This is a genomic window from Kangiella marina, from assembly GCF_039541235.1.
GTDB classification, from domain to species: Bacteria; Pseudomonadota; Gammaproteobacteria; order Enterobacterales; family Kangiellaceae; genus Kangiella; species Kangiella marina.
In genome coordinates, this window is record NZ_BAABFV010000001.1 from 900578 (window position 1) to 924758 (window position 24181).

Here is a 24181-nt window from a genome sequence, read left to right on the forward strand (position 1 = left end):
AGAAAAGGGAATTTAGGTTTACAATGAGTTTTTTCGATAACCTGCGTCGTGCAGCTGAAAATACCCTCCAATCCAGCAACTGCTCCTTTTGTGGCCTTGCCCAAGCGGATCTCGGCATTTGCGAGCCTTGTTTAACCTCAATAGAGCCGATGGGCTCGACGTGTGGTATTTGCGCTAGCGCGATTAATGACGCTACTCACGAGCAACTTAATGACTCGTTGCAATGCGGCGAGTGTGTCACTAATCCGCCGCTTTACACTAAACTGGTCGCCGCCACGCGCTATCAGTTTCCTGTTGATAAAGCTTTGAGTGATCTTAAATTCAATAAACAGCTGCATTATGCTCGGAGTTTGACCAGTGTTTTAGAGCGTCGAATTAGGCTGAGTTATGAGGAAACGCCCTATCCGAAGGCACTCATTCCAATCCCCTTACATCCCAAAAGACTCAATGAACGAGGCTTTAACCAATCGGACATCATTGCCAAGCACTTGTCCAACGCGATGGGAATCCCACCGAATAAAGCTTTGAGCAGGGTCAAGGATACGCCTCACCAAGTCGGCCTTAGTGAAAAACAACGCCGTCAAAACCTCAAAGATGCTTTCCAATTAGAAGAGGGGTTGCCGAAGCATATAGCTTTAGTGGATGATGTGGTGACCACAGGCTCTACGGTTAATGAAGCAGCTAAGTTATGCCTCTCAGCTGGCGTTGAGCGCGTCGATATTTGGTGTCTGGCTAAAACCTAACGCTTTGACAAGTAACGAAATATCCCTAGTATAAAGTAACAACACTTTTTACAGCTAGACGATGCTAAAGCGCTAGGAAGTTTGATGAGTGAATGGTTATTGATTATCGTACTGACGCTTGCTGCCGGGCTCTCCATGCCTTTAGGGGCGTTAATCGCGCGCTTTGAAACCATCCGCCCACAATGGTTAGAGCAAGAACTTCGACACAGTATTATAGCCTTCGGCGGCGGCGCTTTATTATCAGCAATCGCCCTCGTCCTCATTCCCGAAGGTAGCGCTAAACTGAGTGTTACCGAGACCGCGCTTTACTTTGCGCTGGGTGGTGTCGCCTTTATGGCACTAGATCAGTTGCTTGATTACCTCCAAAGCCCCGCTAGTCAACTGGCGGCGATGTTATCCGACTTTATTCCTGAAGCCTTAGCGCTTGGCGCTGCATTTGCTGAAGGCGGCACTGCTGGTCTGTTGTTAGCAGGCCTAATTGCGTTACAAAACCTGCCCGAAGGCTTTAATGCGTTTCGTGAAATGGATGCCGCTAAAGCGTTCAAACCCAGCGTCATTATTATCGCCTTCTTGCTGATGGCACTTTTAGGCCCGATAGCGGGTCTCGCAGGCTATTTCTGGCTATCAGCTTTTCCAACAGCGGTTGGAGCCATTATGGTATTTGCCGCTGGTGGTATTCTCTACCTCACCTTCCAAGACATTGCCCCACAAGCAAAACTCGACAACCATTGGGGGCCGCCGCTCGGTGCCGTTGCTGGTTTCCTACTCGGCTTGATCGGACAGCTTTTGATTCATTAGGATTAACCTTTGCGGGTTCGAGTGCTAGACTAGCCCCAAAGTTTTACTGGCACTATTTTCCATTGGAGTCTGTTATGGCATGGCTATATTTATTTGTTGCAGGCCTCTTTGAGTGCGCCTGGGCTATCGGCTTAAAGTACACCGAAGGGTTTAGTAAGCCCTTACCCTCCGTGCTTACGGTTATCGCTATGGGTATTAGTTTTTGGCTACTATCCGCCGCCATGAAAACCATCCCCGTCGGTACTGCTTATGCTGTGTGGACCGGTATTGGTGCTGTTGGCGTCGCTATCATGGGCATGCTCTTGTTTAATGAGTCTAAAGACATTCTCAGGATACTATGCTTATTACTTATCGTTAGCGGTATTGTTGGCCTTAAACTCGTCTCGAAGGGGGAAGCATGACCACTTGGAGCGATGTGCTTGGGCAAGAAAAGCAAAAGCCCTACTTTATTGACATGATGAACTATGTCGCGGGTGAAAGAGCCTCAGGTAAAATCATCTACCCCCCGAAAGAGCAGGTGTTTAGTGCCTTCAAAGCGACCGAGTTTGATCAGGTAAAAGTGGTCATTCTGGGACAAGATCCTTATCACGGCCCTCACCAAGCTCATGGCTTATGCTTCTCTGTGCTACCCGGCATTAAGCCACCGCCTTCACTGGCCAATATGTATAAAGAGTTAGCGCAGTCGATCCCTGACTTTGAAGTTCCGCAGCATGGCTTCTTACAAAGCTGGGCCAAGCAAGGCGTCTTATTATTAAATACCGTGCTTACGGTTGAGCAAGGCAAAGCTCATTCGCATGCCAAAATCGGCTGGGAACGCTTTACCGACAACGTGATTCAAGCTTTGAGTCAGCATGGGGAAGGTATCGTGTTTCTGCTCTGGGGAAGCCATGCCAAGAAAAAAGGACAGGCCATCGATCGCCACCGGCACTATGTTTTAACAGCGCCCCACCCTTCTCCTTTGTCAGCGCACAGGGGTTTTTTCGGTTGCAATCACTTTGCAAAAGCCAATGAGATTCTGATCGATGATGGCCAGAAACCGATAGATTGGAAGTTACCGGCCGAGGTCAGCTAAATCCACTTTTAAACGGACACAATACCGAAAGAACTGCTACAATGCCGACAATTCTTGAAATACACTTCAGGCGCTCAGTTTGCTAAATAAAGACCGCTCCCGTCAGGTTCTCGAAATCTCCTTACCCATTGTCGGTGGGATGGTTTCACAAAATATCCTGAACCTTGTCGATGCCGCTATGGTTGGCACACAAGGTAGTGCAGCGATTGCCGCCATCGGTATTTCCGGCTTTATTAACTTCATGGCAGTGGCTTTTTTCACAGGCTTTGCTGCTGGGGTACAAGCCATGGTCTCGCGTCGAATTGGGGAAGGCCGTAGCGAAGAAGCTGCCTACCCGATGAACGCTGCTTTAGCGATTATTACTCTACTCGCACTCCCGACCAGTATTGCGCTCTTTTTCTTAGCACCCAAAATTTTACACCTGCTGAATGACGATCCTGAACTGCTTAAAGAAGGCATCCCTTATTTGCAGGCTCGCTTCGTAGGTATTGTGGCCGTCGGTTTAAACTTCAGCTTCCGCAGTTATTGGAGCGCGATCAACCAAACTCAGTACTATTTGAGAACGCTGTTGATCATGCATACCATTAATATCATTCTCAACTACGCGTTGATCTTTGGTCATTTTGGAATGCCAGAGCTAGGCACTTTAGGCGCTGGAATTGGCACCACCATTTCAGTCGCTCTTGGCACCATGTATTACCATTATCTCGCCACAAAGCACACCAAAGACTACGGTTACTTATCACAGCTGGCGCGTTGGCCTACCGTTCGTGGCATTTTGAAAATTTCGATTCCATCCGCTTTGCAACAACTGTTCTTCGCTGGTGGTTTCACGGCACTTTTTTGGATTATCGGCATGGTCGGTACGCATCAGCTAGCCGCAGTTAACGCCATCACTAACGTTATGCTGGTTGCTATCTTGCCATGTATCGCGCTTGGCATAGGAGCAGCAAGCTTAGTCGGTCAGTCTTTAGGGCGTAGTGATCCGCACAATGCTTATTTATGGGGTTGGGATGTCGCAAAAATGGCGATTATCTTTGCCATTGTTCTTGGCACCATTTTCTTCTTCTTTACGGATCCGATCATGGGCATTTTCCTTAAAGAACCGGAAGCGTTACGACTGGCTCATTGGCCCTTCAAATTATCAGCTTTAATCATTGTTATTGATGCGGTCGGATTGGTCTTCCTCAATGCTCTGAATGGCGCTGGCTCAACCAAATCGACACTCTACGTTTCAATTATCTCGCAGTGGATGTTGTTCTTACCCGTAGCATGGTACTTAGGCCCTTACCTCGGCAAGAGCCTAACCATCATTTGGGTTGCCTACTCGGTCTACCGCGTACTACAGACTGGAGCCTTTGTGTGGCTTTGGCAACGCCGTAACTGGAGTCGCATCCAGTTCGATTAAACCAATCCCTCTCAAGAATCACTGGTGACGGTTTCAGTAGCAGGCTGTTTTGCTTTGACTGTACCGACTAAAGCGATAATCAATAAAATTGGTAAATACCAAGCATATTGCCCCGGCGCCAACGGTGAAATGGAAAAGCTCGCGCCCAACAATAAACACTGAGCACCATAGGGTAAGACGCCCTGAATACTACAGGCACCAATATCCACTAAGCTCGCACTCTGCTTCGGCTCAACATTACTTTTGTTTGCTAGCTCGTGAGTAACGTCACCGGTCAGTACGATGCTCACGGTATTATTGGCAATCGCCAGATTGGTCACGGCTGTGGTGCTTAAAATCGCAAGCTTAGCTCGTAGCTGGGACTTTGCCACATTGAACAGACTACTGATTTTACGCACCAGCCACTGCAAGCCCCCCTGGGCCTTGATTAAACCTCCAAGCCCCCCTACCAACATCGACAGTAAGAAGATTTCCTGCATACTGCTGAAACCTTGATACATGGTTACCGCAACACCAGCCTCTTCGCTAAAGCCACCACCGAACAAGCCAATCAGTATCGCCACCACAATCCCAATGGTTAAAATCACGAATACATTCCAGCCAATCAGCGCCAGAACCAGAATAAAGGCGTAAGGGATTAAGTTATACCATTGGTAATCACCAATCGTCACAGCCTCACCCTCGCCCGCAAAGATACTGTATAAAATCACCGTGAGTAAGGCCGCAGGAATCGCCCAACGTGCGTTTTGCTTTAACTTATCCGTAGCGGTCGCGCCCTGCGTCCGTATCGCGGCAATGGTGGTGTCTGAGATCACCGACAAGTTATCACCAAACATGGCACCACTTAGCAAAATCCCCGCCACCAAAGCTGGTGAAACTTGCAGGCTTTCCGTCAGACCAACACCGATAGGAGCAAGCGCAGCCAAAGTCCCCATCGAGGTTCCCATGGAGAACGACACCACCGCCGCTATCAAAAACAAGCCGGGTAAAATAAAGGATGCCGGGATCAGGTCGAGACACAAGTTGACCACTGCCGAAACAGCGCCAATCTGAGTGGTTAACGCACCAAAAGCTCCAGCCAGCAAATAAATTAAGCACATAGCGATAATGTTGCTGTCGCCCATACCCGCCAACAAGTGCCCAATACTCTTTTCAATAGGCTCTCTAGCTAACAATACGGATAAAGCAATCGCTGGCAGAATCGCGATAGGAGCTGGCAACTGGTAAAAAGCGCTTTCCACGCCAATAACGGTGTAATAAATCCCCGTACCTAAAAATAAGGCGAAAAAGACCAGCATAGGAAGCAACGGTATATAACTCGCAGCCACAGAATCAGCTTGTTGGCTCAGGTGGCTTTGTCGAATGTTAGGGTTGGCCGTGGTCTTGTCGCCGGCAGGAATTGTCTTTTCTGTCATAGCATTACTTTACCTAGTTCAATAACTTAGCGTTCAAAGCTTGCGGACAGAAACAACTTATTCAGAGGTTCTCTTTAGCAGTTTTTACTCTTTCCACTTTGAAAAAGAGTGCGCCCGCAAGCGGAACAAATCAGCGCGAAGAGCAACTATAACTAAGTTACCCTGTAAGTTCAACAAATAGAAGTTTAGCAGTCTATTTCAACATGGTTGATGAAGGTTCATCTTTCGACATGCGTAAAAAGTAATAATCGTATTTGTAGTCTTTTTCAAAGCCGTAATCACGGTAAATCTTGTGAAGCCTATGATTTTCTTTGCGTGTCGTCACTTCAACCCGCACCGCTTTGCTCGCTTCACATAGCATTTTCGCGGCATCTAGCAGCCCTTTTGCAATTTGGCGTCTATCCGAACCACCAAAGATAAAAAAGTCATTCAACACCCAAATTGGCGCTAATCCTATGCTTGAGAATGACGGGTAGAGTTGAACAAACCCTGTTAGCTCATCATCTTCAAAAGACAAAAAGATTTTCGATTTTTCCTCTTCAATCAATGGCTTAAGAAAGTTTCGAACTTGTTCAGGTTGTGATTCCTGACGATAAAATTGGCGATACTGATCGAAGGCTGGTACTAACAGCTCCAAATCATCAGCAGTACAGGCTCGAATATCCAAGATAACATCCTTACACGGTGTTTAAATAATGTTCAGTAATAATTCAGTTTACGTTTTATATAGTAGCTGATAACGAATGAGCAAGGTCATCATAACAAGCAAGCCTCTCACTCGTAACCGTATTATAGTGTTTTTCGAGGAGTTAGCCATGAATAAAGTCATCATATCTGCAATAACCGCGTCCCTGTTACTGGGCTTTTCACAGATAGGTGAAGCCAAAGAACATAAGGGCCCGAAAGCAGATAGAGGGTCGAGCTACAGCTCACACAGCGCCCGAGATCGTGGTAACCACCAACGTGGAAACAGACAAGGCTTCAACCGCAGAGCGGATGATGATCGTCAGCGTCACCGAGGTGACCGTCGTGAAGCGCACCGTGATGATCGTAGAGAGCATCGCTCTCGTGATCACGACCGTCGCCGTCATGTTTCTCATGATCGCCATCGTTATCATGATCGTGACCGCTACCGTAACCATGACCGTCCGCGTTATAAACATCGCCACTATAGGTACTATCATCCTAGAACCTATCCAAGCAATGTCTATTACCTAGGTCAGGACTGGTACTACTACGGTGGCTACTACCACCCGTTCCCTAGACACCATATCCATACTAGGCACTGTCACCACCGTTACTGGGAACCTTTAGCCGTTGGCATCATTCTAGGCTCAGTGATTGGATGGTAAAGAAATTGTAGACATAAGTTTTCTGGTCTTGAGAGGTTCGGATACCAGTTCCCCTAACACATACCCCCTAGTGTCATCCGACTCCCCACTCTCAAGATCAGCTTTTTCTCTCCTGACATTATGACTAAACCATAGTGTCATTTAAAAAGCCGCTTAACGCGGCTTCTTTTTTTGTCGGTCGAATATTTATTGCCCGATGGGGGAGCCCGGTGGGATCGCCAACGGTTTAACGTAATCAACTTCAAATTCACCCGCCTGGTACTTTTCAACCAAGTCTTTTAACCACAGGTAGCGAACTGGATTGCGTTTAGCTTGGGTTACTAACCACCCGGAAAGTTTGCCAATTTCACTATGCAAGTGAGCGCGTACTTCTGCTGAAGCATTCGGATCTGATGCAGCCATTAAAATATGTTTCACCGTCAAGTAATCCACTCGTTGCTGAATTAATGCGCCCAGCCCTTTGCTTTCGGTACTGCGTAAGGTGGTCACTAATAATTCACTCAGCATTTCCTCTAAGCCTAACTGCTCAGGCGACTGAGCTTTTTGTTGCAGCAGTCGAGCTAATCGCTGCGGGTTCAACATTAGAGTTAAGGTGTGTTGCGCCGAAACATCAGCCATCGCTACGGGATCAAGGCTCGAACCGAGCTGACTAGGGAAGCTTTCACGATTTTTGTAATACCCGTAAGCCTTCGGTGGAATCAACTTTACAATATGATCAGGTAGCTGTAGTTGCTCTACCGTCAAGGTCGATAACAGCATCTGGAGTGCGGCATCCTGCTGCTCTTTACTGACCGCACGAACAGGCTTATAGCTATCGCCTTTAACACTGTATTCAAAGTGAACGCCACCCAGCAACTTCACTGCCGCTTCAACTTGATAACGATGGAATAAGTACAGTGGTACTAGGGTTTCAGCAAGCTCCGAATAAGGCTGACCATCTTTAAGATTGGCATGCCCAAAGTTTTGTAGCGCCTGTTGACGAACCTGCAATACTCGACTTAACTCTTGAGCAGCGTCAGCGCCATTATCCCAAAGGTGTGCTTCAGCCTGCGAGCCCCCTTGTGGACGCGCATCAGCATCGGAAATAAAGAAGAGCCCCTTAGAACTGGTATCGCGTACAATCTCACGCAAAGCTTCAGCTTCCTTATCCGCATCAAACTCGGCATAACCATAGCGCACAGCCTCAATATCCCAGCGACCGATACCTTCTGCGTAGGCTTTGGCCAGCGATACTTGGCCATTATGTAAGGTCACATAAGGATGCGGGTAATCCATCACCGAAGCACGGTTGTTGACGCTTGCAGCAAAATTATGGGCTAAGCCCAGCGTATGCCCCACTTCATGTGCCGATAACTGACGGATACGCGCTAACGCCATATCCAAGGCTTTTTGTTGCTTCTGATCGTTGGTTGCTGAACCTGTTAGAGCGTTCGCGATCAATAAATCTTGACGTACACGCAGCGATCCTAAAGTAACGTGCCCTTTAATGATTTCACCGGTTCTCGGATCGGCTATTGCCATGCCGTAAGACCAACCACGAGTGGCACGATGAACCCACTGGATGACGTTATAACGCACATCAAGAGGATCGGCGTTCTCAGGCAACATTTTGACCTCGTAAGCCCCCTCAAGCCCCACCGCGTCGAATGCTTGTGCCCACCACTGTGCGCCCTCTAGTAAAGCGGTTCTAACCGGCTCTGGCGCGCCAGGATCTAAGTAATAGGTGATTGGCTTGATGGCATCGTCTTTGTCGCGAGTAATGCGGTGGCGATAAATCAATTTCTTTTCAATGTTCTCGGTCAGAGGCGTTGCATAATCCGCATAGGTCAGCTCGAAAAAGCCACTCTTTGGATGAAACTCACGCGTTTGATAACCGTCATCAGGGAGAGCCACAAACTGAACCTGTTGTTGCACCGTAATAGCGTTAGGCGCTGGCGTCACTTGCCGCACATATTCGCCAGGATTTGAGCCAGTGAAGGTCAAGATCGCTTCGAAAACTGTATTATTCGGGAAGTTTTTACTGTGTTCAGTGACTAACGCTGAACGCGAACCATCAACACTGTAAGAACCTTGTTCAGTTGCTTGCAAACGCTGACTAACGCCATGTAAATCTTGTAACAGGAACGGCGTCATATCAATAAGATGTCGCTTGCCTGAGCGTGCTTCGACCTTGAAACCATAAAGCACGGAGCTGGCAAATGCCTGCTCGACTGAGGAGCGCTCGGCCTGATTCTCAGTATCAGCGCGGTATCGAGTGTTCAACTGTTTGAGTAGAATTTTATCGCCATATTTTTCAAATTGAACCAAGCGGCTCTCACCCAGCTGACCGCGATCAAGACCAATATCATTCGAGCCAATGCCATAGGGTAGGCCGGTATACATGATAAAAGGCTGCTTGAACTCACTAATCTCAAGCCAAATTTTGCCCTGACTGTTACTGACCTGATAAGGAATAAAGCCGTTGGCACGATTCGACTGGTTACGAATTTCTGACCAGCTAGCAGCATTGACGCTCACGCAAACAAGGCAAACTAGCGCAATAAAAGTAGACTGAATAACACGTCGCATGAGCGATTCCCTTTATATTTCTTAAATTTGAGACCTTTATAAGGCCTGACTAAAAGGCTCTATTAAAAAACAAACTATTGACCATCAAACGCGCTGAACCAAGCCAATAGCCCCTAAAGACAGGATTGTCGTTGAACACTATGATACTGCCACGTTCTAAGCGCTGAGCCAAGACAGCTGGAGTATTTTTTATGCGTTCTACGTTTTCTTTTGACGAATACCCTGCCACAAGCGGCTTGTCGGTGTAAGTTGCCACCGTAACAAAGTCCTCTGTTGCAGGTTTTAAGACCTGAGTTCCCGCTTTAGTGAAAGCAATGGTGTCTTTGGTTAAACCGTAAGCCAGCGGGTGACTATTATCAAGATCAGCTTGATAAATCGCCCCACCAATAATGCTCTTCGCTACAACATCGTCACGGTGACTGAACTCATGTCCCTGAGGCTCCGGCAGTTCAGGAATATCAACTTCATAAGTTATAAGCTGATTACGATACGCCCACTCGACCGCTTCTCTTGTCACGACCAAAGTACCGCCTTTATGAATCCACTCGATCAGTGCTTGATGTTCTTCAGGTTTCAAGTCCGCATAATAACCATTCACTAAAGTTAAGTGGCTATAACGCTCCAATGTGCTGAAATCAATATAGTTAGCATGCTGCATCGATAGCGGAATCTCCAAGCGAGTATCCAATAAATGCCACATTTCCCCAGCTTCATAGGAAGACACCTCGCCACCAATCAGCAGCAAGGGTTGCGGCATGGTTAGAGGCTCCATGCTCGGGCTGCCCAAGTCGATACCATTTAACGCTAGACCTGACTCAACCGCATAGACATCAACGCCTGCGGCAATAAATGCATCCCTGACTGCTTGAATCACGCGCTCTTTACGCTTCGTATCAGCAGGAAGCTGCATCACTAAAGCACCAGGTTTGAACTGCCGAGCTTGATTGTTAACCGCTAACGTGAAGCTATTGGTACTCACTTTTGTAGGGATACCCTGTTTTAACAGTCGGCTTAACCCTTTTGCGGCATCAAAGTTATCCCAAGGGACAATTAAGGCCACAGGATCACTGCCACCAAACCAACGCCCTTGCGATGCCCACTCGATAGTGCTCGACGTAACATCCGATAAATCGCCTCGATCTAAGTGGTTAAAAGTGACGTTAAACGCTAACGGCAAGGTCCAGGCTGACACATCATAAAACGTATTATCTTTAAACTGAGTTCGCGTTTCGAACATGGCTTTAATCAAGCCATACTGTGTTTGTTTAAAATTGACTAAGTACGACTGCCCTGCTTTATAGCGCTGATCATTGATTGATACATCCTTGGTGACTTGCTCCACTTCCACTTGATGGCTGTTCAAAATACGCAGAAACTCTTTTAAACGCCCCTTATCCTCAGAGCTGAAGATAACGCCTTTAACCGAATCATCATTCGCCGCTTTGCTTCGACTGGCAAAAAACTGCTGCTGATAGTTTTGCAGCTTATCCTTCATCGCCATTGACGCTTTCAAAGTCGAAAAAGACGTCGCTATTTGGTTTCGGATAGCGAACGGGAAGCTTAGGTTGCCATTAACTGACTCCTGCAAATGTCCCCGAGAGCTGGCTTGCTCAAATAAAATCCCGATGCCACCGTTGATATCTGGAAACGTTGAACCTTTACCATAATAAAAGTCGTCGAAACTCTCTTTACTGTAATAAGCCGAACCTAAATCGTCGAGTGCTTTGGCGTGAAACTCTGCAATATCAGCGGTTAAATCAAAGTTCTCTTTTGAGGTTAATGGATTCTGGCGACTGGGCACACCCGGCTGGAAAAAGTAGGTCGAATTGGTGCCCATTTCATGAAAGTCACCCACAATGTGCGGACGCCATTGATAAAAATGCTTTACTCGCGCTTGGCTTTCAGGATGTTGTAACAACAACCAATCACGGTTTAAATCAAACCAATAATGATTGGTTCGGCCCATTGGCCATTCCTCGTTATGCTCAATCGAGTTAGGGTCGCTAACCAGCTGTTGGCCTTTATAACGATTAACCCAGCCTGCAAAGCGATCCAAGCCATCAGGGTTTAGCATAGGGTCAATCATCACCACCGTATTCTTCAGCAGCTCTTCGACCCAAGGCTCTTTTGACGCCGCTAGTCGGTACGCCACCAACAAGGCAGCATTGGCGCCACTGGCTTCATTACCATGAACCGAGTATCCCAACCAAACCAAGTTCGGACCTTGGTAGTTCTCAAGATTCTCGCGGGACGCTTTGATCGCATCCAAACGCGCAATATTCTCAGGCGAAGAGATATAAGTCGTGATTAGTGGTCGATTTTCATGAGTGCGGCCTATCTCTTTCAGTTCAACTTTGTCCGAGAGATGCGCCAATGACTGAAAGTAAGCCAAAGACTGATCAGGACGTACATGCCAGGTTCCGACTTGATGCCCCAAAATATCTTTTGGTGTTAAAACATCATCAGAAAAGTCTATCGATTGATCGAAGTAATACTCTAAAGTCGGCTCTTTGGCTTGTGAAAGTACGGGCCATGCTACGCAAGCTATTAATAATAAAGGTAAAAATATCGTTTTCTTTAAATTAGGCATCTTCTGCAATTTTTAGTCGTTTTCTTCATTCTAACGGTTGCAATCATCGCTGCAAGCCCTCACATCAGTTATAATAGATTTATAGATAGCAAAACGGTTTAGTTGTATATGATTAATGTTTCAGAAGCAGCACAAGAACATTTCCGCCGCTTACTCGCTGGACAAGAAGACGAGAATACGGGCATTCGTGTTTTTGTGGTTAACCCAGGTACAGCCCATGCTGAGTGTGGCGTTTCATACTGCCCACCCGATGCGGTTGAAGATAACGATACAGAGCTTAAGTTTGAAGGCTTCTCAGCATTTGTTGATGAAGACAGTGCGCCTTATCTCGAAGAAGCCGAAATTGATTACCAGAAAGAAACCACGGGTGGTCAGTTAACGTTAAAAGCACCCAATGCCAAAGCGCGTAAGGTCGATGATGACGCGCCAGCAGCCGATCGTATTCGCTACTACCTTGAATCAGAAATCAATCCAGAACTCGCGAATCACGGTGGCCAAGTGGCTTTAACAGAATTCACGAATGATGGCATTGCGGTTCTACAGTTTGGTGGTGGTTGCCAAGGTTGTGGCATGGTCGACGTCACGCTGAAAGAAGGGATCGAAAAAACTTTGATGGAAAAAGTCCCTGAAGTCAAAGGCGTTAAAGACGTTACCGAACACGCCGCCGGTGAGAACCCGTATTACTAATTTCCATTAGTTACTGATGAAAAAAGGCGCTTTTCAGCGCCTTTTTTAATGACCGTATTAAATAAATTCTTATGCTGCTTTCATAGGTTGGGTTAGAAGCTTGTCTTCGTAACCCAACACATTGTCTGATGGGTTACGGGTAATCCCTAACCCATCCTATACAAAATTTTCTAACACTTTTTCTGCTTTAGTGGATTAAATGTTTATGCAGTAACTTTAAAATATCCAGAGCTTCATCGTCGCTGACGAGGAAGGATAAATGCTGATCACTTGAGGTATGTCCAAGCAGTAACCATTGCTCAGGGAGCTCGGCGTCAATTTGCAATAAGTGCCACAAGGCTTGGCTCGACTGGCAGCCGACTAGCGTAATGATGGCGCTGTGTGACAATAAAACGCTGCGACACATTTCAGCCAGCTTCACCGAAAGATCATTTAATATCTCTTCGCCGTGAACGCTATTGCTGGTTTCAACCGCCATCACCAATGACTCTTTCGTTGAGGCTAATAATTCACAGCCCAGCTCTAATTGATTAAACACGGTAAACACTTTCTGTAACGTTTCAGGCTGCTGCCCTCTTCGCCCCAATAGCAAAGTCATCACCGGAACTTTTTGCTTAATGGCTATCGCTTTTACCCAGCGCGAGTCGCTACCTTCGCCATTAATAACTGTGCCGCTTTCCAGCGGTTGATGCGTATTTTTAATCTCAATCGGTATGCGGTAAGGCATGACCGTACTGAGACACCGTGGGTGTAAGACTTTAGCACCGGCTTCCGCCATTTCAAATGCTTGAGCGTAACTGATTTGTTCTAACTTTTTCGCTTCATTTAACTTATTCGGATCGGTAGTGAACATGCCCGCCACATCGGTCCATATCTCAAGCTTTTTGGCTTCCAATAATGCTGCCACATAAGAGGCAGAGGTGTCCGAGCCTTCGCGTCCTAAAAGCACCGTTTCACCATCGTCATTGCTCGCGATAAAGCCCTGAGTCAATACCACATCGAAACTCTCTGACCAGTTTTTAGCTAACTGGTGGTTAGGCCGAGGATGGCAAACAGCATTAAGGTACTGATCATTAACATTGTTATTGGCTTCGGCTTCTGACACAAATAACTCTCGCGCATCGAGCCATTGAGTCTGGCGATCGTCGCCTAACTGTTGCGCTAAAAATTCAGCCCCCAACGTAGAGGATAGTAACTCGCCATGTGCGACTACCGCAGCTCTCAGTTTAGAGGTTAATGTCCCATGGTCTGAAATTCGTGACACCGATGCTTCAAGAGAGTCTAACCAAGGAGTTAACAAAGACGCATCCAGCTTCAGTTGACTGGCCATTTTCTGATGATAATCCGTTATCTCATTCAGCAATTCCTTAGACGAGTTATCAACCGCGAGTTGTGCTAAACGCTCTAGCTGATTGGTCACATTTTTAAAAGCGGAATGAACAATCGCGACTTTAACGCCCTGCTGCAAATTATCTTGCACGATTTGTACAATATTGTCCCAGTCTTCTCTGCTAGAGACACTAGAGCCGCCAAATTTTAAAACAACCCAAGAGGGTCTTTGATTATCATCTGTCATGAGTAGAAATTCGATTTAAGACTTTAAAAGGAAAGTATTTCCACAATAGGGGCAGTGGCCTTCGCCATCTTCTATTGGGATGAACACTCGTGGGTGCTGACTCCATAGGGTCATTCCGGGAGTCGGGCAACTCAAAGGTAAGTCATCCGCAGTAATGTGAATTGGCTGCTGTTTGTTGACGTTTTGCTTTGCTGGTTCAGCTTGCGTTTTATTGCTTGAATGACTCACTGTCAGCTCCCTCTAATGATTGATTGATTCATTGTACCTCGACATTTTTAAATGTCGAATGCCACAACTCAGCGACTTGTTGCCGTTCTTGAACCAGCTCACTATTTGCAATTAATTGCGGTTGGCTTTGGAGTGAACTGTGATTACCAATGTCACGAAGCACTCGATAATTCATCATTAATTGATCGCGTACCTCCTGCGAAATCAATCCATGCTTGGCCAATAACTGTAGCCAGTCGACGTTATTGAACGGCAATGCTTCTTGGTTAGGGTGCTGTATCAAGGTGCCTGAGTGGCTTAGCGCCCAGTATTGCACCAAGAACTCAATATCAACAAGCCCACCTTCGCCCTGCTTAATGTCCCATAATTTGCTATCAGACTTATTCAGGTTATCACGCATTTTCTTTCGCATAGCAACAACATCAGCAGCCAAATCTTTATTTTCAGATTGCGGCGAGTTTGGCTTGGCTAAAATATCTGAGCGAAGTTCCATATATCGTTGACGCAAGGTGTCATCGCCAGCAACCGGTCGCGCGCGCACCAATGCTTGATGTTCCCAAGTCCAGGCCTCGTTGTGCTGGTACTTTTTAAAAGCTTCAATGTGACTCACCAACATCCCTGAACGTCCTGAAGGCCTTAAGCGGGTATCAACCTCATACATGATGCCTTGCTGAGTTCGAGTCCCTAAGTAATGGACTAAACGTTGCGCTAATCGGGTATAAAATTGATGCAGTTCTAACGATTTTTCACCTGAGTTATCTTTGCCAGAAGTTTCAGATTGCGGGTCGCCTTGGTAGAGAAAGACTAAATCTAAGTCAGAACCATAACCCAGCTCATCGCCACCAAGCTTGCCATAACCTAAAACCAAAAATCCGGAAGCTAACCCTTCCTCACAGTGAGGCGGCACTCCAAATTTCGCCACGGTTTCACGCCACGCAAACTGCAATAAATACTCGACAATCACTTCTGCCAGATCGGTTAACTGCTGCGACACAGCACTGATGTCAAAACGCCCCGTTAAGTCGCCTGCGGCAATTTTAAACTGGCTCGATTGTTTAAAGCCGCCTAATGCTACCAACTGCTCCTCAATATCATCAGCCTCAATGCGGATCAGGGCTTGTCGTAACTGGCTCGCTAAATCGCCCTTGTTTAATTGCTTTCCAAAATTACTGGGGAATAACAACTCGTCCAACAGCGATGGGTAAATTGACATCTGTTTTGCTAACCATCGAGAGCGGGACACTAGCTGCACCAAGTACTCTAGTACTGGCAAGTTTTCCGCTAACATTTCAAAGTAAGCGGTACGTCGTCCAACCCCTTGCAATAATTCAATACAGCGTTGCAAAGTCGTCTCAGGCTCTGGCTGCGTTCCTGCTTCTATTAATAAGTGGGGTAACAACTGATCCAGACGGGTCAAACCACGACTTCCAATTTTTCGCTCCGAAAATTCACTTCTAAACTCGCTGACCATCGCGATCATTTTCGGGGAGATATTAAGTTTTTGCTCTAAGTCGGCTTCGCTATTTTGCTCAAGACTTCCTTCCAACCACTTTCTAACCCGCTCACAATCTTCGTCGATTTTTTCTTCATCATGTGGATCATGGAACAAGCCTTTAAAAAAGCTGGCGACATAATCCTGATGTTGACTAAGCTCTTTAACCAGAGCATCCCAAGTTTCCGTACCGAGCATCGCTGCCACTTGAGACTGCTCTACAGTATCCTCTGGCAATTCTTGCGTTTGATCTTCATTGCGGATTTGGATGGCATTTTCCAGCTTACGCAAAAACTGATAAGCCATTTTTAATGGTGATGCTTCTTTGGCTGGAATAAACTCTTTCGCCTGTAAGGTATCTAAGCTGTGCCACCAATTTTTCGTTTGTAACACCGGATGACGACCACCGCCAATTAACTGTAGTGACTGAACAATAAATTCCAACTCACGGATTCCCCCTTCCCCAAGCTTGATGTTACCTTTAGCATTTTTACGCAGTAATTCGCTGGCGATTTTTTGCTTCAACTGTCGAATAGAATCGAGCACACTAAAGTCAATGTAGCGACGATAACTAAAAGGTCGAATGATTTGTTCTAAGTCAGCTTTAAACTCGTCACTACCGTTCACCACCCGAGCTTTAATCATCGCGAAGCGCTCCCACTCCCGACCTTGCTCTAAGTAATAATCTTGCAGCGCGTTAAAGTTAGTGACCAATGCTCCGCTTTGACCATATGGCCTTAGCCGCATATCCACCCGGTAAACAAAACCATCATAAGTAATGTCGGATAATAAGCTGATGAACTTTTGCCCGAGACGCATAAAAAACTTCTGGTTTTCGACTGGCTTAGATTCTCGGTCAGTTTCACCTTCTTCCGGAAACGCAAAAATCAAATCAATATCCGAAGAGAAATTAAGTTCACGACCACCGAGCTTACCCATAGCAAGGATTAACATTTGTTGTAACTCGCCAGTGACCGACCGGGGCTTTCCATAGTGCTGATGACCATGATATTCAGCCCAACGATATGCGGCTTGAATCAGAATATCGGCCAGCGTTGATTGGTAAAAAGTAATCGCCTTGATATCTGCTCGCTGAAACAGATCCTGAGTGGCAATGACGATCGACCAATAGTGCCTTTCTAGCCGCAGCTTTTGCTTCATATCGAACTCTGACAAGGTCACATCGAATTGCTCCGGCAATCGGTTCAAACCCTGCTCAATTGAAACGCCATTAATCGCATCCAACAACCATTCTGGTTTTTTCACAGCCCAGCGCGCAATGTAATCGCTGGAAGCTAAGACAAGCCTCGCTTTATCCTCGTCAAACCTGTCTTCAGACACCAGAGCGTCGCGCCACTCGTGGTAGCGTTTATCGGCGAGTTCTGTAAGCGACGCTGGTGGTTTAAAATCTGTTCTCATGGTCGTTGTTTTGGGTCAATAACAGTGGTGATCAAGAAGCTATGACGATACGTTGATATGGGCCATAAATCAATTGATGACGCCAATTTGCGCACGCTACAAATGCTTTGTAAGTCATTGATTATAAGCAGATTACAGTTGTTTACAAAGAAAAAGTAGTTTACATTATGCTTCACTGCTAGGATTAATTGATTAACTTGGAAAAGGAGTCTCTCTGATTATGGGCACAATAATTACATTAGCGGTCATCGCCGCCCTGGTGCTGTTCTTTGTCACCATTTATAACAAGCTCGTTACACTGCGTAACCGTTTTAAAAATGCCTTTGCACAAATTGATGTTCAGCTGAACCGTCGATATGACCTGATCCCGAATCTGGTTGAAACCGCGAAAGGCTACATGAAGCACGAAAAAGAAACCCTTGAAGCCGTTATCAGCGCCCGAAACAGCGCTGTTTCAGCGAATCAAGCGGCCGCGGCTAACCCTGATGATCCTGATGCCATTAAACATTTAAACCAAGCAGAAGGCCAGTTAACTGGAGCGCTAGGACGTTTATTTGCACTATCAGAAGCTTACCCGGACTTGAAAGCCAACCAAACCATGGAACAGCTGATGGAAGAGCTGAGCACAACTGAGAACAAAATCGCGTTTGCTCGTCAGGCTTACAATGACTCTGTGATGGAGTACAACACCTACCGCGAGCAAGTGCCTAATAACTTTATTGCTAATCCTTTTGGCTTTAAAGAAGCGGAACTGTTCGAGGTTGAAGATGAACAAGTTCGCGAAGCAGTTAAGGTATCCTTCGACTAAACTGCTGATATGGATTTCTTTGAGCATCAAGCAGCAGCTCGGCGCAAGACCAAGCTGCTGGTCTTTTACTTTCTTTGCGCTGTCGTACTGATCGTTGTCGCCTTAAATTTCGCCCTCTGGGGAATATTTAACGCCAGCGGTTATGCTTCTAATGGCGACAGCCAAGGTATCTCCTTCGTCCAGTGGCTGAACGAAAGTTGGTTCTATTACATTACTTTCGGCTCGATTGGGTTGATTATACTCGGTAGCCTCTACCGTTGGATTACGCTGGCGGATGGCGGTAAAGCGGTCGCTCGCATGGTTAATGGCCGTGAAATTTTACCCGACACTAACGATCTGCTTGAGCGCCGTCTATTGAATGTGGTCGAAGAGATGTCGATTGCTTCTGGCACCTCGGTACCAACCGTTTACGTCATGGATCAAGAAGATGCGATTAACGCCTTTGTCGCGGGTATTGAAAGCGCTGATACCGTCATGGTGGTGACGCGTGGTGCGCTTGAACAACTCTCTCGCCAAGAGCTACAAGGAGTCGTGGCGCATGAGTTCAGCCACATTTTCAACGCCGACATGAAGATTAACGTCCGTTTGATCAGTATTCTCGCCGGTATTTTGATTTTAGGACAAGCCGGTTACTTTATGATGCGCGCCTTCCGTTATGGAGGCTCAACGCGCAGCAGTAAAGAAAGCGGTGGTTTTGTGGTCGCGATTTTATTAATCGGCTTATCGGTTTACATTATTGGATCGATTGGACTCTTTTTTGGGCGACTGATTAAAGCGGCCATTTCACGCCAGCGGGAGTTTTTAGCGGATGCCTCAGCCATCCAATATGCCCGTGACAACGAAGGTCTAGCCGGTGCTTTTATTAAAATTTCTCGCCAAGGTTCGCTTCTCAATAATTCTCACGCGGAAGAAACCAGCCACATGTGTATCTCTGAGCCAATAAAGCTGAGTTTTAATAGTCTTGCAACTCATCCTCCGATTGAAAAGCGACTGTCTGCCATCATGCCCAACTGGAGACAGTTCAAAGAGCAAAAAGATCAAGAAGCAGAGCGCAAGGCTGAACAAAAAATTCGTGATATGGAACGCCACCAGGCAAAAGCCGAAGCTGGAGAAGCAGATAAAGGCTTTGATATCGGTGGCTTAGCGGACACCGTTGGTAAACCGACCACCATGCACTTACATGCTGCTGGCGAATTACTGATGGCGTTACCCGCCATCATCACCAACGCCGCTCATGGCCATCACTCCAGTAGCCACGCCATGCACTTGGCTTTCGCGTTGCTATTGAGCGATCATGGCCAAGTTGACGACTCCTCATTACAATTAATCGAAAACGTCTATGGCGACAAAAGCAGTGAAAAAATATTAGAACTCGCCGCTCACATTACTAAAGAGCAACGCCAGCTGCGCTTGGCCATTCTGGACTTAGCCATTCCAAGCTTACGTCGTTTATCCAAAAGTGAACGCGAACAGTTCTTTAGTTTACTGCGCAAATTAATCCATCAAGATCGCCATGTTAGCCAGTTTGAATATGTGCTTTATTGCTTAATTCATAAGCATTTAATAGGCTCCGGTCAACAAAGCCAAAAGTCCATTATGCGCTTTAGCAAAGTTGAAAAAGAGTTGCAGGTTTTATTATCAGCAGTCATCCATGCAAGCGGCCAAGATCAAGCTACTAAAGAAAAGGTATTCCATCAGGTATTCGATGGCTTTAGCTCAAACCAATTATCACTTCTAGAGAAAAACTTTGACGCCGAAGCTTTCCACCAAGCCCTCAACAAACTCCGTCGCTTATCCCCGATGCTGAAAAAGCCGTTGCTGAATGGTCTTGAAGAAGCGATTGAGCACGATGGCGTCATCGAACATCAAGAAATTGAATTATTACGTGCGATTGCGGAGTGTTTGGATTGCCCTATCCCACCGATGATTGAAAACATACAAAAAGAAGCAGCAAGTTCACTAAGCTCAAAGCAGTAAGGTAGTGCTCTGAGCTTGATGACTTTAATTCCAATACGGATTTCTTGCTAGCGCTTCTTCGCGCATACCTTTAAGCACCACTAGCGTTTCCGTTTCTGTGTCATCGATTAAAGGATCTTCGACGCCTTCGGCTTCCAATGCGTTTTCCAAATAGATCAGCTGCTGTAACAGCTGGATATTTGCCACAATGTCAGCCCAACCACGACGGTATTCACGTCGCGCGCGGTCATCAAACAGGCAGCCAAAGAACAAGCCAATATCCAAGGTGCGCGTCATTTTCGGTAAGTAATTAATGTAATCCTGCTTACTCAAGGTCACTTTATCGGATAAGTGACGCTTCATATCACGCAATAAATGCTGCAATTGCTTAGTCGCGTACGGGTACACTTCTTTTTTCTGGATCTTCTCCGCATTGGCCTCACCGATAGTTTCGCGCCACTCTTTTAGGTAAAGCCAGCGTGAAAAACGTAACAGTCGGAGGTTATACGACGGCGTCATCAAGTAATCGACGAACACTTGATGCTCTTCAACAAAGGCTTTCTCTAAGGCCTCTTCCTGAGGCACTAACTCTTCATAGTGAAAACCATATAGCTTACTATTTTTTAACCAGTTAATTTCTTCAGCAATAGTAAACAGCCTAGAAAAATTCTTAGTAATTTCACGCCAATCTTTTCGTAGATGAATCAGGCTGTGGCGAGGAATGACTGCGGCAAAAACTGAGTACATCGTTTGCATAAACATTAAAGCTCGGTTTAACTGCAGCACTGCGTCAAGACTGGCTTCACGCTTGATCTTCTTAATATGGTACTGCCAATGTCCTAGCCCTTTATGAGCAACACTTTCAAAGGCAGCTTCAGCAGAGGTTTTAGAGGTTAGATTCACCAGATCGAGATATTTAGTGTATTCTGGCGCAGAATGGCACAAGCGATAACCACGCTCAGCTTTACTCTCACTGTCCAGAACCAAATCAAACTGCTCTATCAGCTTCTGGCCTAGATCAAATAAAACACTCGCATCACCGTCTTTTAACTCCAACTCAACTTCACACAAGTCTTGAGAAGTATCTTCGACATCAGAGCCGACACAGTGGATCTGACCTTGATCCAGAGCTATTTCGACAGAAGCCCCTTCATAATCAATCGTCACCACATCTCGAGTAAAGTTAGTGGTAAAAATAGGAGCCAGAGGGCCATCTTCCTCTTCAGCTTCCTCCAGCAAGATGATTAGGTATGGCTCATCAACCAGTTCCAGCTGAAGCTTATGTTCAGGTATGTCATGCTCCGACTCATTACGCTGGTATAAACCACCAACCACCCGCCCAGCTGACTTCACTGACTGGATAAAACGTTGATCATCTTTGCGAATTCTCAGACCGATATCAGTCGCTCTAAGTCTGTGGTTCTTAGTATCGTAATAGGTGTTACTGAGGCATTTTTGCTCCCACTCCAACTCTGCAGAGCTGTCCTCGGGGTGTCCCACGTCCTTTAACCACGTTTTAACTTGGCGTATTTTATCGGCGCTTGCTGATAGCTTTAATTCTACTTCAATCGACATTGGTTATTGTGCTTAATAGCAAACTCATGGCCTCAGTTTACAGCGCTAATTCTTTCTTGCCAAACCAAAATTAGGGCACGCCTACTGTGTAGCTAAACAAACAAATAGACGATAAGGCCTCTAGCCGTCTACACTTTTATCGCTACTCTGTAAAACCCTCACTTTTATTGTTGTAGCCAGTCCAGTCCATCTTCACTATAATGTGGCATTAAATTTCACTAATGATTAACCTTTCTGGGGTAGATATGGCCAATTCGATACTCGATATGTTTGCGTCATCACCGATTCGCCCGATGCAGGATCACATGGGCAAGGTGCACCAATGCGCTAAACAGTTAATTCCATTTTTTAAGGCGACACTTGCGCAGGAATGGCAAGAAGCAGAAAAACTAAAAGATGAGATTCGCCAGCTTGAGAACGATGCCGACGACTTAAAGCATGACTTACGAATGCACCTTCCAAAGGGGCTTTTCTTGCCGGTAGCTCGTACCGATTTATTATCGCTTCTCAGTAAACAAGACAAAATTGCTAATATCGCTCGCGATATCTCTGGCGTCGTTTTTGCTCGTAAAATGACTTTCCCAGAAAACGTTCACGCTGATCTTTTAGGCTTAATTCAGCGCTCTATCGATGCTTCAAAGCAAGCTTATAAAGCCATCAACGAGCTTGATGAGCTTTTAGCGACAGGTTTCCGTGGCCGTGAGGCAACGTTAGTTGAGGAGCTTATTGAGCAACTAGACCTTATCGAAAACGATACAGACGATCTGCAAAGAGCGCTGTTATTCAAAATTTTCGAGCAAGAGGAAGAGCTTCCTCCGGTTGCTGTCATGTTCATGTACAAAGTCATTCGCTATATTGGCGACCTTGCTGACAGCGCTCAAAGCGTCGGCTCTCGTCTAGAAATGACTATCGCGCGTTAACTGATAAACCTTATTTAATAAACCAAGTTCAGGTAGGGGGAACTTTTGGATTTTTTATTACAAAATGCAGACACCATGATATGGATTGCCGTAGCATTCGGCTTCCTCATGGCATTCGGTATCGGTGCTAATGACGTTGCTAACGCAATGGGGACGTCCGTAGGGGCAAAAGCACTGACTTTAAAACAAGCGATTATTGTTGCAGCGATCTTTGAGTTTGCAGGCGCTTACTTAGCCGGTGGTGAAGTCACTAAAACCATCCGCAAAGGCATGATCGATTCCAGTTACTTCGAGGGACAACCTGAATTACTGGTCTTCGGTATGATGGCTGCTCTGTTAGCGGCTGGTATTTGGCTCTTAATCGCATCTAAACTTGGCTGGCCGGTATCAACCACCCACTCAATCGTCGGTGCTATCGTCGGTTTCGCTGCGGTTGGTGTTGCCTTTGATGCTGTGAGCTGGGGCAAAGTAGGCTCAATCGTTGGTAGCTGGATTATCACTCCTCTCCTAGCTGGTGTGATTGCCTTCCTCATTGTTCTCAGCGTTCAAAAGCTGATTCTCAATACCGAAGATCCATTCCAAAGAGCCAAGCGTTATGTACCTTTCTACATGTTCCTAGCTGGTTTTGTGATTGCACTAGTAACCATCATGAAAGGCTTAAAGCACGTCTTTAAAGATAAGAGCATTGAGCTGAGCATGCTTGAGATTTACTTAATCGCTGCCGGTGTCGGTTTGATTATCGCGGTAATTGGTGCTCTCTTTATCAGTCGCATTAAAGTTGACAAGAAAGAGAACAAAGAATATCAATTCGCCAGCGTTGAGAAGGTATTCGCGGTGCTTATGATCGTTACCGCTTGTGGTATGGCATTTGCCCACGGTTCTAACGATGTTGCGAACGCTATTGGTCCTCTAGCCGCAATCGTTAGCGTTATCCAAAACGGTGGTGAAATTGGTGCCAAAGCCGCTGTTGATCCTCGAATCCTATTGGTTGGTGCGATTGGTATCGTGATTGGCTTGATTGTTCTTGGTAGCCGCGTTATGGCTACGATTGGTCAGAAAATCACGCACTTAACGCCAAGCCGTGGTTTCGCTGCTGAGCTAGCGGCAGCGTCTACCGTAATTATCGCCAGTGGCGCAGGCTTACCTATCTCGACCACGCAAACCTTAGTCGGCGCGGTATTAGGTGTTGGTATGGCTCGTGGTATCGCTGCACTTAACCTCGGTGTGGTTAGAAACATCTTTGTTTCTTGGGTAGTGACCTTGCCAGCAGGCGCGATTCTATCGATCATATTCTTCTATATATTTAAGGCCATGTTCTCTTAAGTTTATAGAGTATGACCTTAGCTTTAGCATCAAAAAGTGCTCACCTCGGTGGGCACTTTTTTTATGCCGACTACTTTTATTCCATAAATGACGACAGAACCCGCGTTCCCCCATTTGCACACCAACTCACAACTTAGCCCAAAGTCGTCGGATGACTTTGGTTGACGGCGTTTATAGCGGAAAAGCAGGGCTTTAATTGTAAGGCTGGACGGTTCTATGATACAAAAGGCTTGAAACGCGAATTTTCAGGT

Annotated in this window: 19 protein-coding genes; 11 read left to right on the forward strand and 8 right to left on the reverse strand. The window is 46.3% G+C overall.

Annotation, left to right across the window (positions count from 1 at the left end):
• Positions 1–23: 23 nt before the first annotated feature.
• The 5 genes from ABD943_RS03915 to ABD943_RS03935 all read left to right on the forward strand — a co-directional run bounded on the left by ABD943_RS03915 (position 24) and on the right by ABD943_RS03935 (position 4021).
• Complete coding sequence (locus tag ABD943_RS03915; protein ID WP_345291872.1) at positions 24–743, forward strand: ComF family protein; 720 nt, start codon at positions 24–26, stop codon at positions 741–743.
• A gap of 84 nt (positions 744–827) precedes the next feature.
• On the forward strand, positions 828–1541 hold the full coding sequence (locus tag ABD943_RS03920; protein WP_345291873.1) for a ZIP family metal transporter: 714 nt from the start codon (positions 828–830) through the stop codon (positions 1539–1541).
• A gap of 74 nt (positions 1542–1615) precedes the next feature.
• A complete protein-coding gene (gene sugE, locus ABD943_RS03925) occupies positions 1616–1942 on the forward strand; it encodes a quaternary ammonium compound efflux SMR transporter SugE (protein ID WP_345291874.1) in 327 nt (108 codons plus the stop codon).
• Complete coding sequence (gene ung, locus ABD943_RS03930) at positions 1939–2613, forward strand: uracil-DNA glycosylase (protein ID WP_345291875.1); 675 nt, start codon at positions 1939–1941, stop codon at positions 2611–2613. The genes sugE and ung overlap by 4 nt, the downstream gene beginning before the upstream one ends.
• A 79-nt stretch (positions 2614–2692) precedes the next feature.
• Positions 2693–4021: an MATE family efflux transporter gene (locus ABD943_RS03935; protein ID WP_345291876.1), complete on the forward strand. Its 1329-nt coding sequence runs from the start codon at positions 2693–2695 to the stop codon at positions 4019–4021.
• Between the two features lie 11 nt (positions 4022–4032).
• On the opposite strand, the gene ABD943_RS03940 is transcribed toward ABD943_RS03935, so the two are convergent.
• Together ABD943_RS03940 and ABD943_RS03945 are read right to left on the reverse strand one after the other, a co-directional pair.
• Positions 4033–5436, reverse strand: a complete 1404-nt coding sequence (locus ABD943_RS03940) for a Na+/H+ antiporter NhaC family protein (protein ID WP_425559454.1) — start codon at positions 5434–5436, stop codon at positions 4033–4035.
• A 193-nt stretch (positions 5437–5629) separates the two neighbouring features.
• Positions 5630–6103 carry a GNAT family N-acetyltransferase gene (locus ABD943_RS03945; protein WP_345291877.1) on the reverse strand — a complete coding sequence of 158 codons (474 nt, stop codon included), beginning with the start codon at positions 6101–6103 and terminating at the stop codon, positions 5630–5632.
• A gap of 148 nt (positions 6104–6251) precedes the next feature.
• Between ABD943_RS03945 and ABD943_RS03950 the strand changes: the two genes are divergently transcribed.
• Entirely contained in the window at positions 6252–6788 is a 537-nt protein-coding gene (locus tag ABD943_RS03950) for a hypothetical protein (RefSeq protein ID WP_345291878.1), read from the forward strand.
• 186 nt (positions 6789–6974) lie between these two features.
• Here the strand turns inward: ABD943_RS03950 and ABD943_RS03955 are convergent, their stop codons facing one another.
• Together ABD943_RS03955 and ABD943_RS03960 are read right to left on the reverse strand one after the other, a co-directional pair.
• Positions 6975–9356, reverse strand: coding sequence for a zinc-dependent metalloprotease (locus ABD943_RS03955; protein WP_345291879.1), 2382 nt, complete (start codon positions 9354–9356; stop codon positions 6975–6977).
• A gap of 49 nt (positions 9357–9405) precedes the next feature.
• Positions 9406–11946 carry a M14 metallopeptidase family protein gene (locus tag ABD943_RS03960; RefSeq protein ID WP_345291880.1) on the reverse strand — a complete coding sequence of 847 codons (2541 nt, stop codon included), beginning with the start codon at positions 11944–11946 and terminating at the stop codon, positions 9406–9408.
• Between the two features lie 108 nt (positions 11947–12054).
• On the opposite strand from ABD943_RS03960, the gene nfuA reads away from it, so the two are divergent.
• Complete coding sequence (gene nfuA, locus ABD943_RS03965; RefSeq protein ID WP_345291881.1) at positions 12055–12633, forward strand: Fe-S biogenesis protein NfuA; 579 nt, start codon at positions 12055–12057, stop codon at positions 12631–12633.
• A gap of 187 nt (positions 12634–12820) precedes the next feature.
• Here nfuA and ABD943_RS03970 read toward each other — a convergent pair whose 3' ends face one another.
• The 3 genes from ABD943_RS03970 to glnE all read right to left on the reverse strand — a co-directional run bounded on the left by ABD943_RS03970 (position 12821) and on the right by glnE (position 17348).
• Positions 12821–14209 (reverse strand): aspartate kinase, encoded by a 1389-nt coding sequence (locus ABD943_RS03970; protein WP_345291882.1) that lies wholly within the window; start codon positions 14207–14209, stop codon positions 12821–12823.
• Positions 14210–14224: 15 nt separating this feature from the next.
• Entirely contained in the window at positions 14225–14371 is a 147-nt protein-coding gene (locus ABD943_RS03975; RefSeq protein ID WP_345292687.1) for a zinc-finger domain-containing protein, read from the reverse strand.
• Positions 14372–14465: 94 nt separating this feature from the next.
• Positions 14466–17348: a bifunctional [glutamate--ammonia ligase]-adenylyl-L-tyrosine phosphorylase/[glutamate--ammonia-ligase] adenylyltransferase gene (gene glnE, locus ABD943_RS03980; protein WP_345291883.1), complete on the reverse strand. Its 2883-nt coding sequence runs from the start codon at positions 17346–17348 to the stop codon at positions 14466–14468.
• Between the two features lie 220 nt (positions 17349–17568).
• Between glnE and ABD943_RS03985 the strand changes: the two genes are divergently transcribed.
• Together ABD943_RS03985 and ABD943_RS03990 are read left to right on the forward strand one after the other, a co-directional pair.
• Positions 17569–18156 carry a LemA family protein gene (locus ABD943_RS03985; RefSeq protein WP_345291884.1) on the forward strand — a complete coding sequence of 196 codons (588 nt, stop codon included), beginning with the start codon at positions 17569–17571 and terminating at the stop codon, positions 18154–18156.
• A 9-nt stretch (positions 18157–18165) separates the two neighbouring features.
• Entirely contained in the window at positions 18166–20133 is a 1968-nt protein-coding gene (locus ABD943_RS03990; protein WP_345291885.1) for a M48 family metallopeptidase, read from the forward strand.
• A gap of 24 nt (positions 20134–20157) precedes the next feature.
• Here the strand turns inward: ABD943_RS03990 and ABD943_RS03995 are convergent, their stop codons facing one another.
• Entirely contained in the window at positions 20158–21687 is a 1530-nt protein-coding gene (locus ABD943_RS03995) for a CYTH and CHAD domain-containing protein (RefSeq protein ID WP_345291886.1), read from the reverse strand.
• 245 nt (positions 21688–21932) lie between these two features.
• Between ABD943_RS03995 and ABD943_RS04000 the strand changes: the two genes are divergently transcribed.
• The gene (locus ABD943_RS04000; RefSeq protein ID WP_345291887.1) at positions 21933–22607 is read left to right on the forward strand and encodes a TIGR00153 family protein; all 675 of its coding nucleotides are present in this window, start codon (positions 21933–21935) and stop codon (positions 22605–22607) included.
• A 75-nt stretch (positions 22608–22682) separates the two neighbouring features.
• Entirely contained in the window at positions 22683–23930 is a 1248-nt protein-coding gene (locus tag ABD943_RS04005; protein ID WP_345292688.1) for an inorganic phosphate transporter, read from the forward strand.
• Positions 23931–24181: the final 251 nt, after the last annotated feature.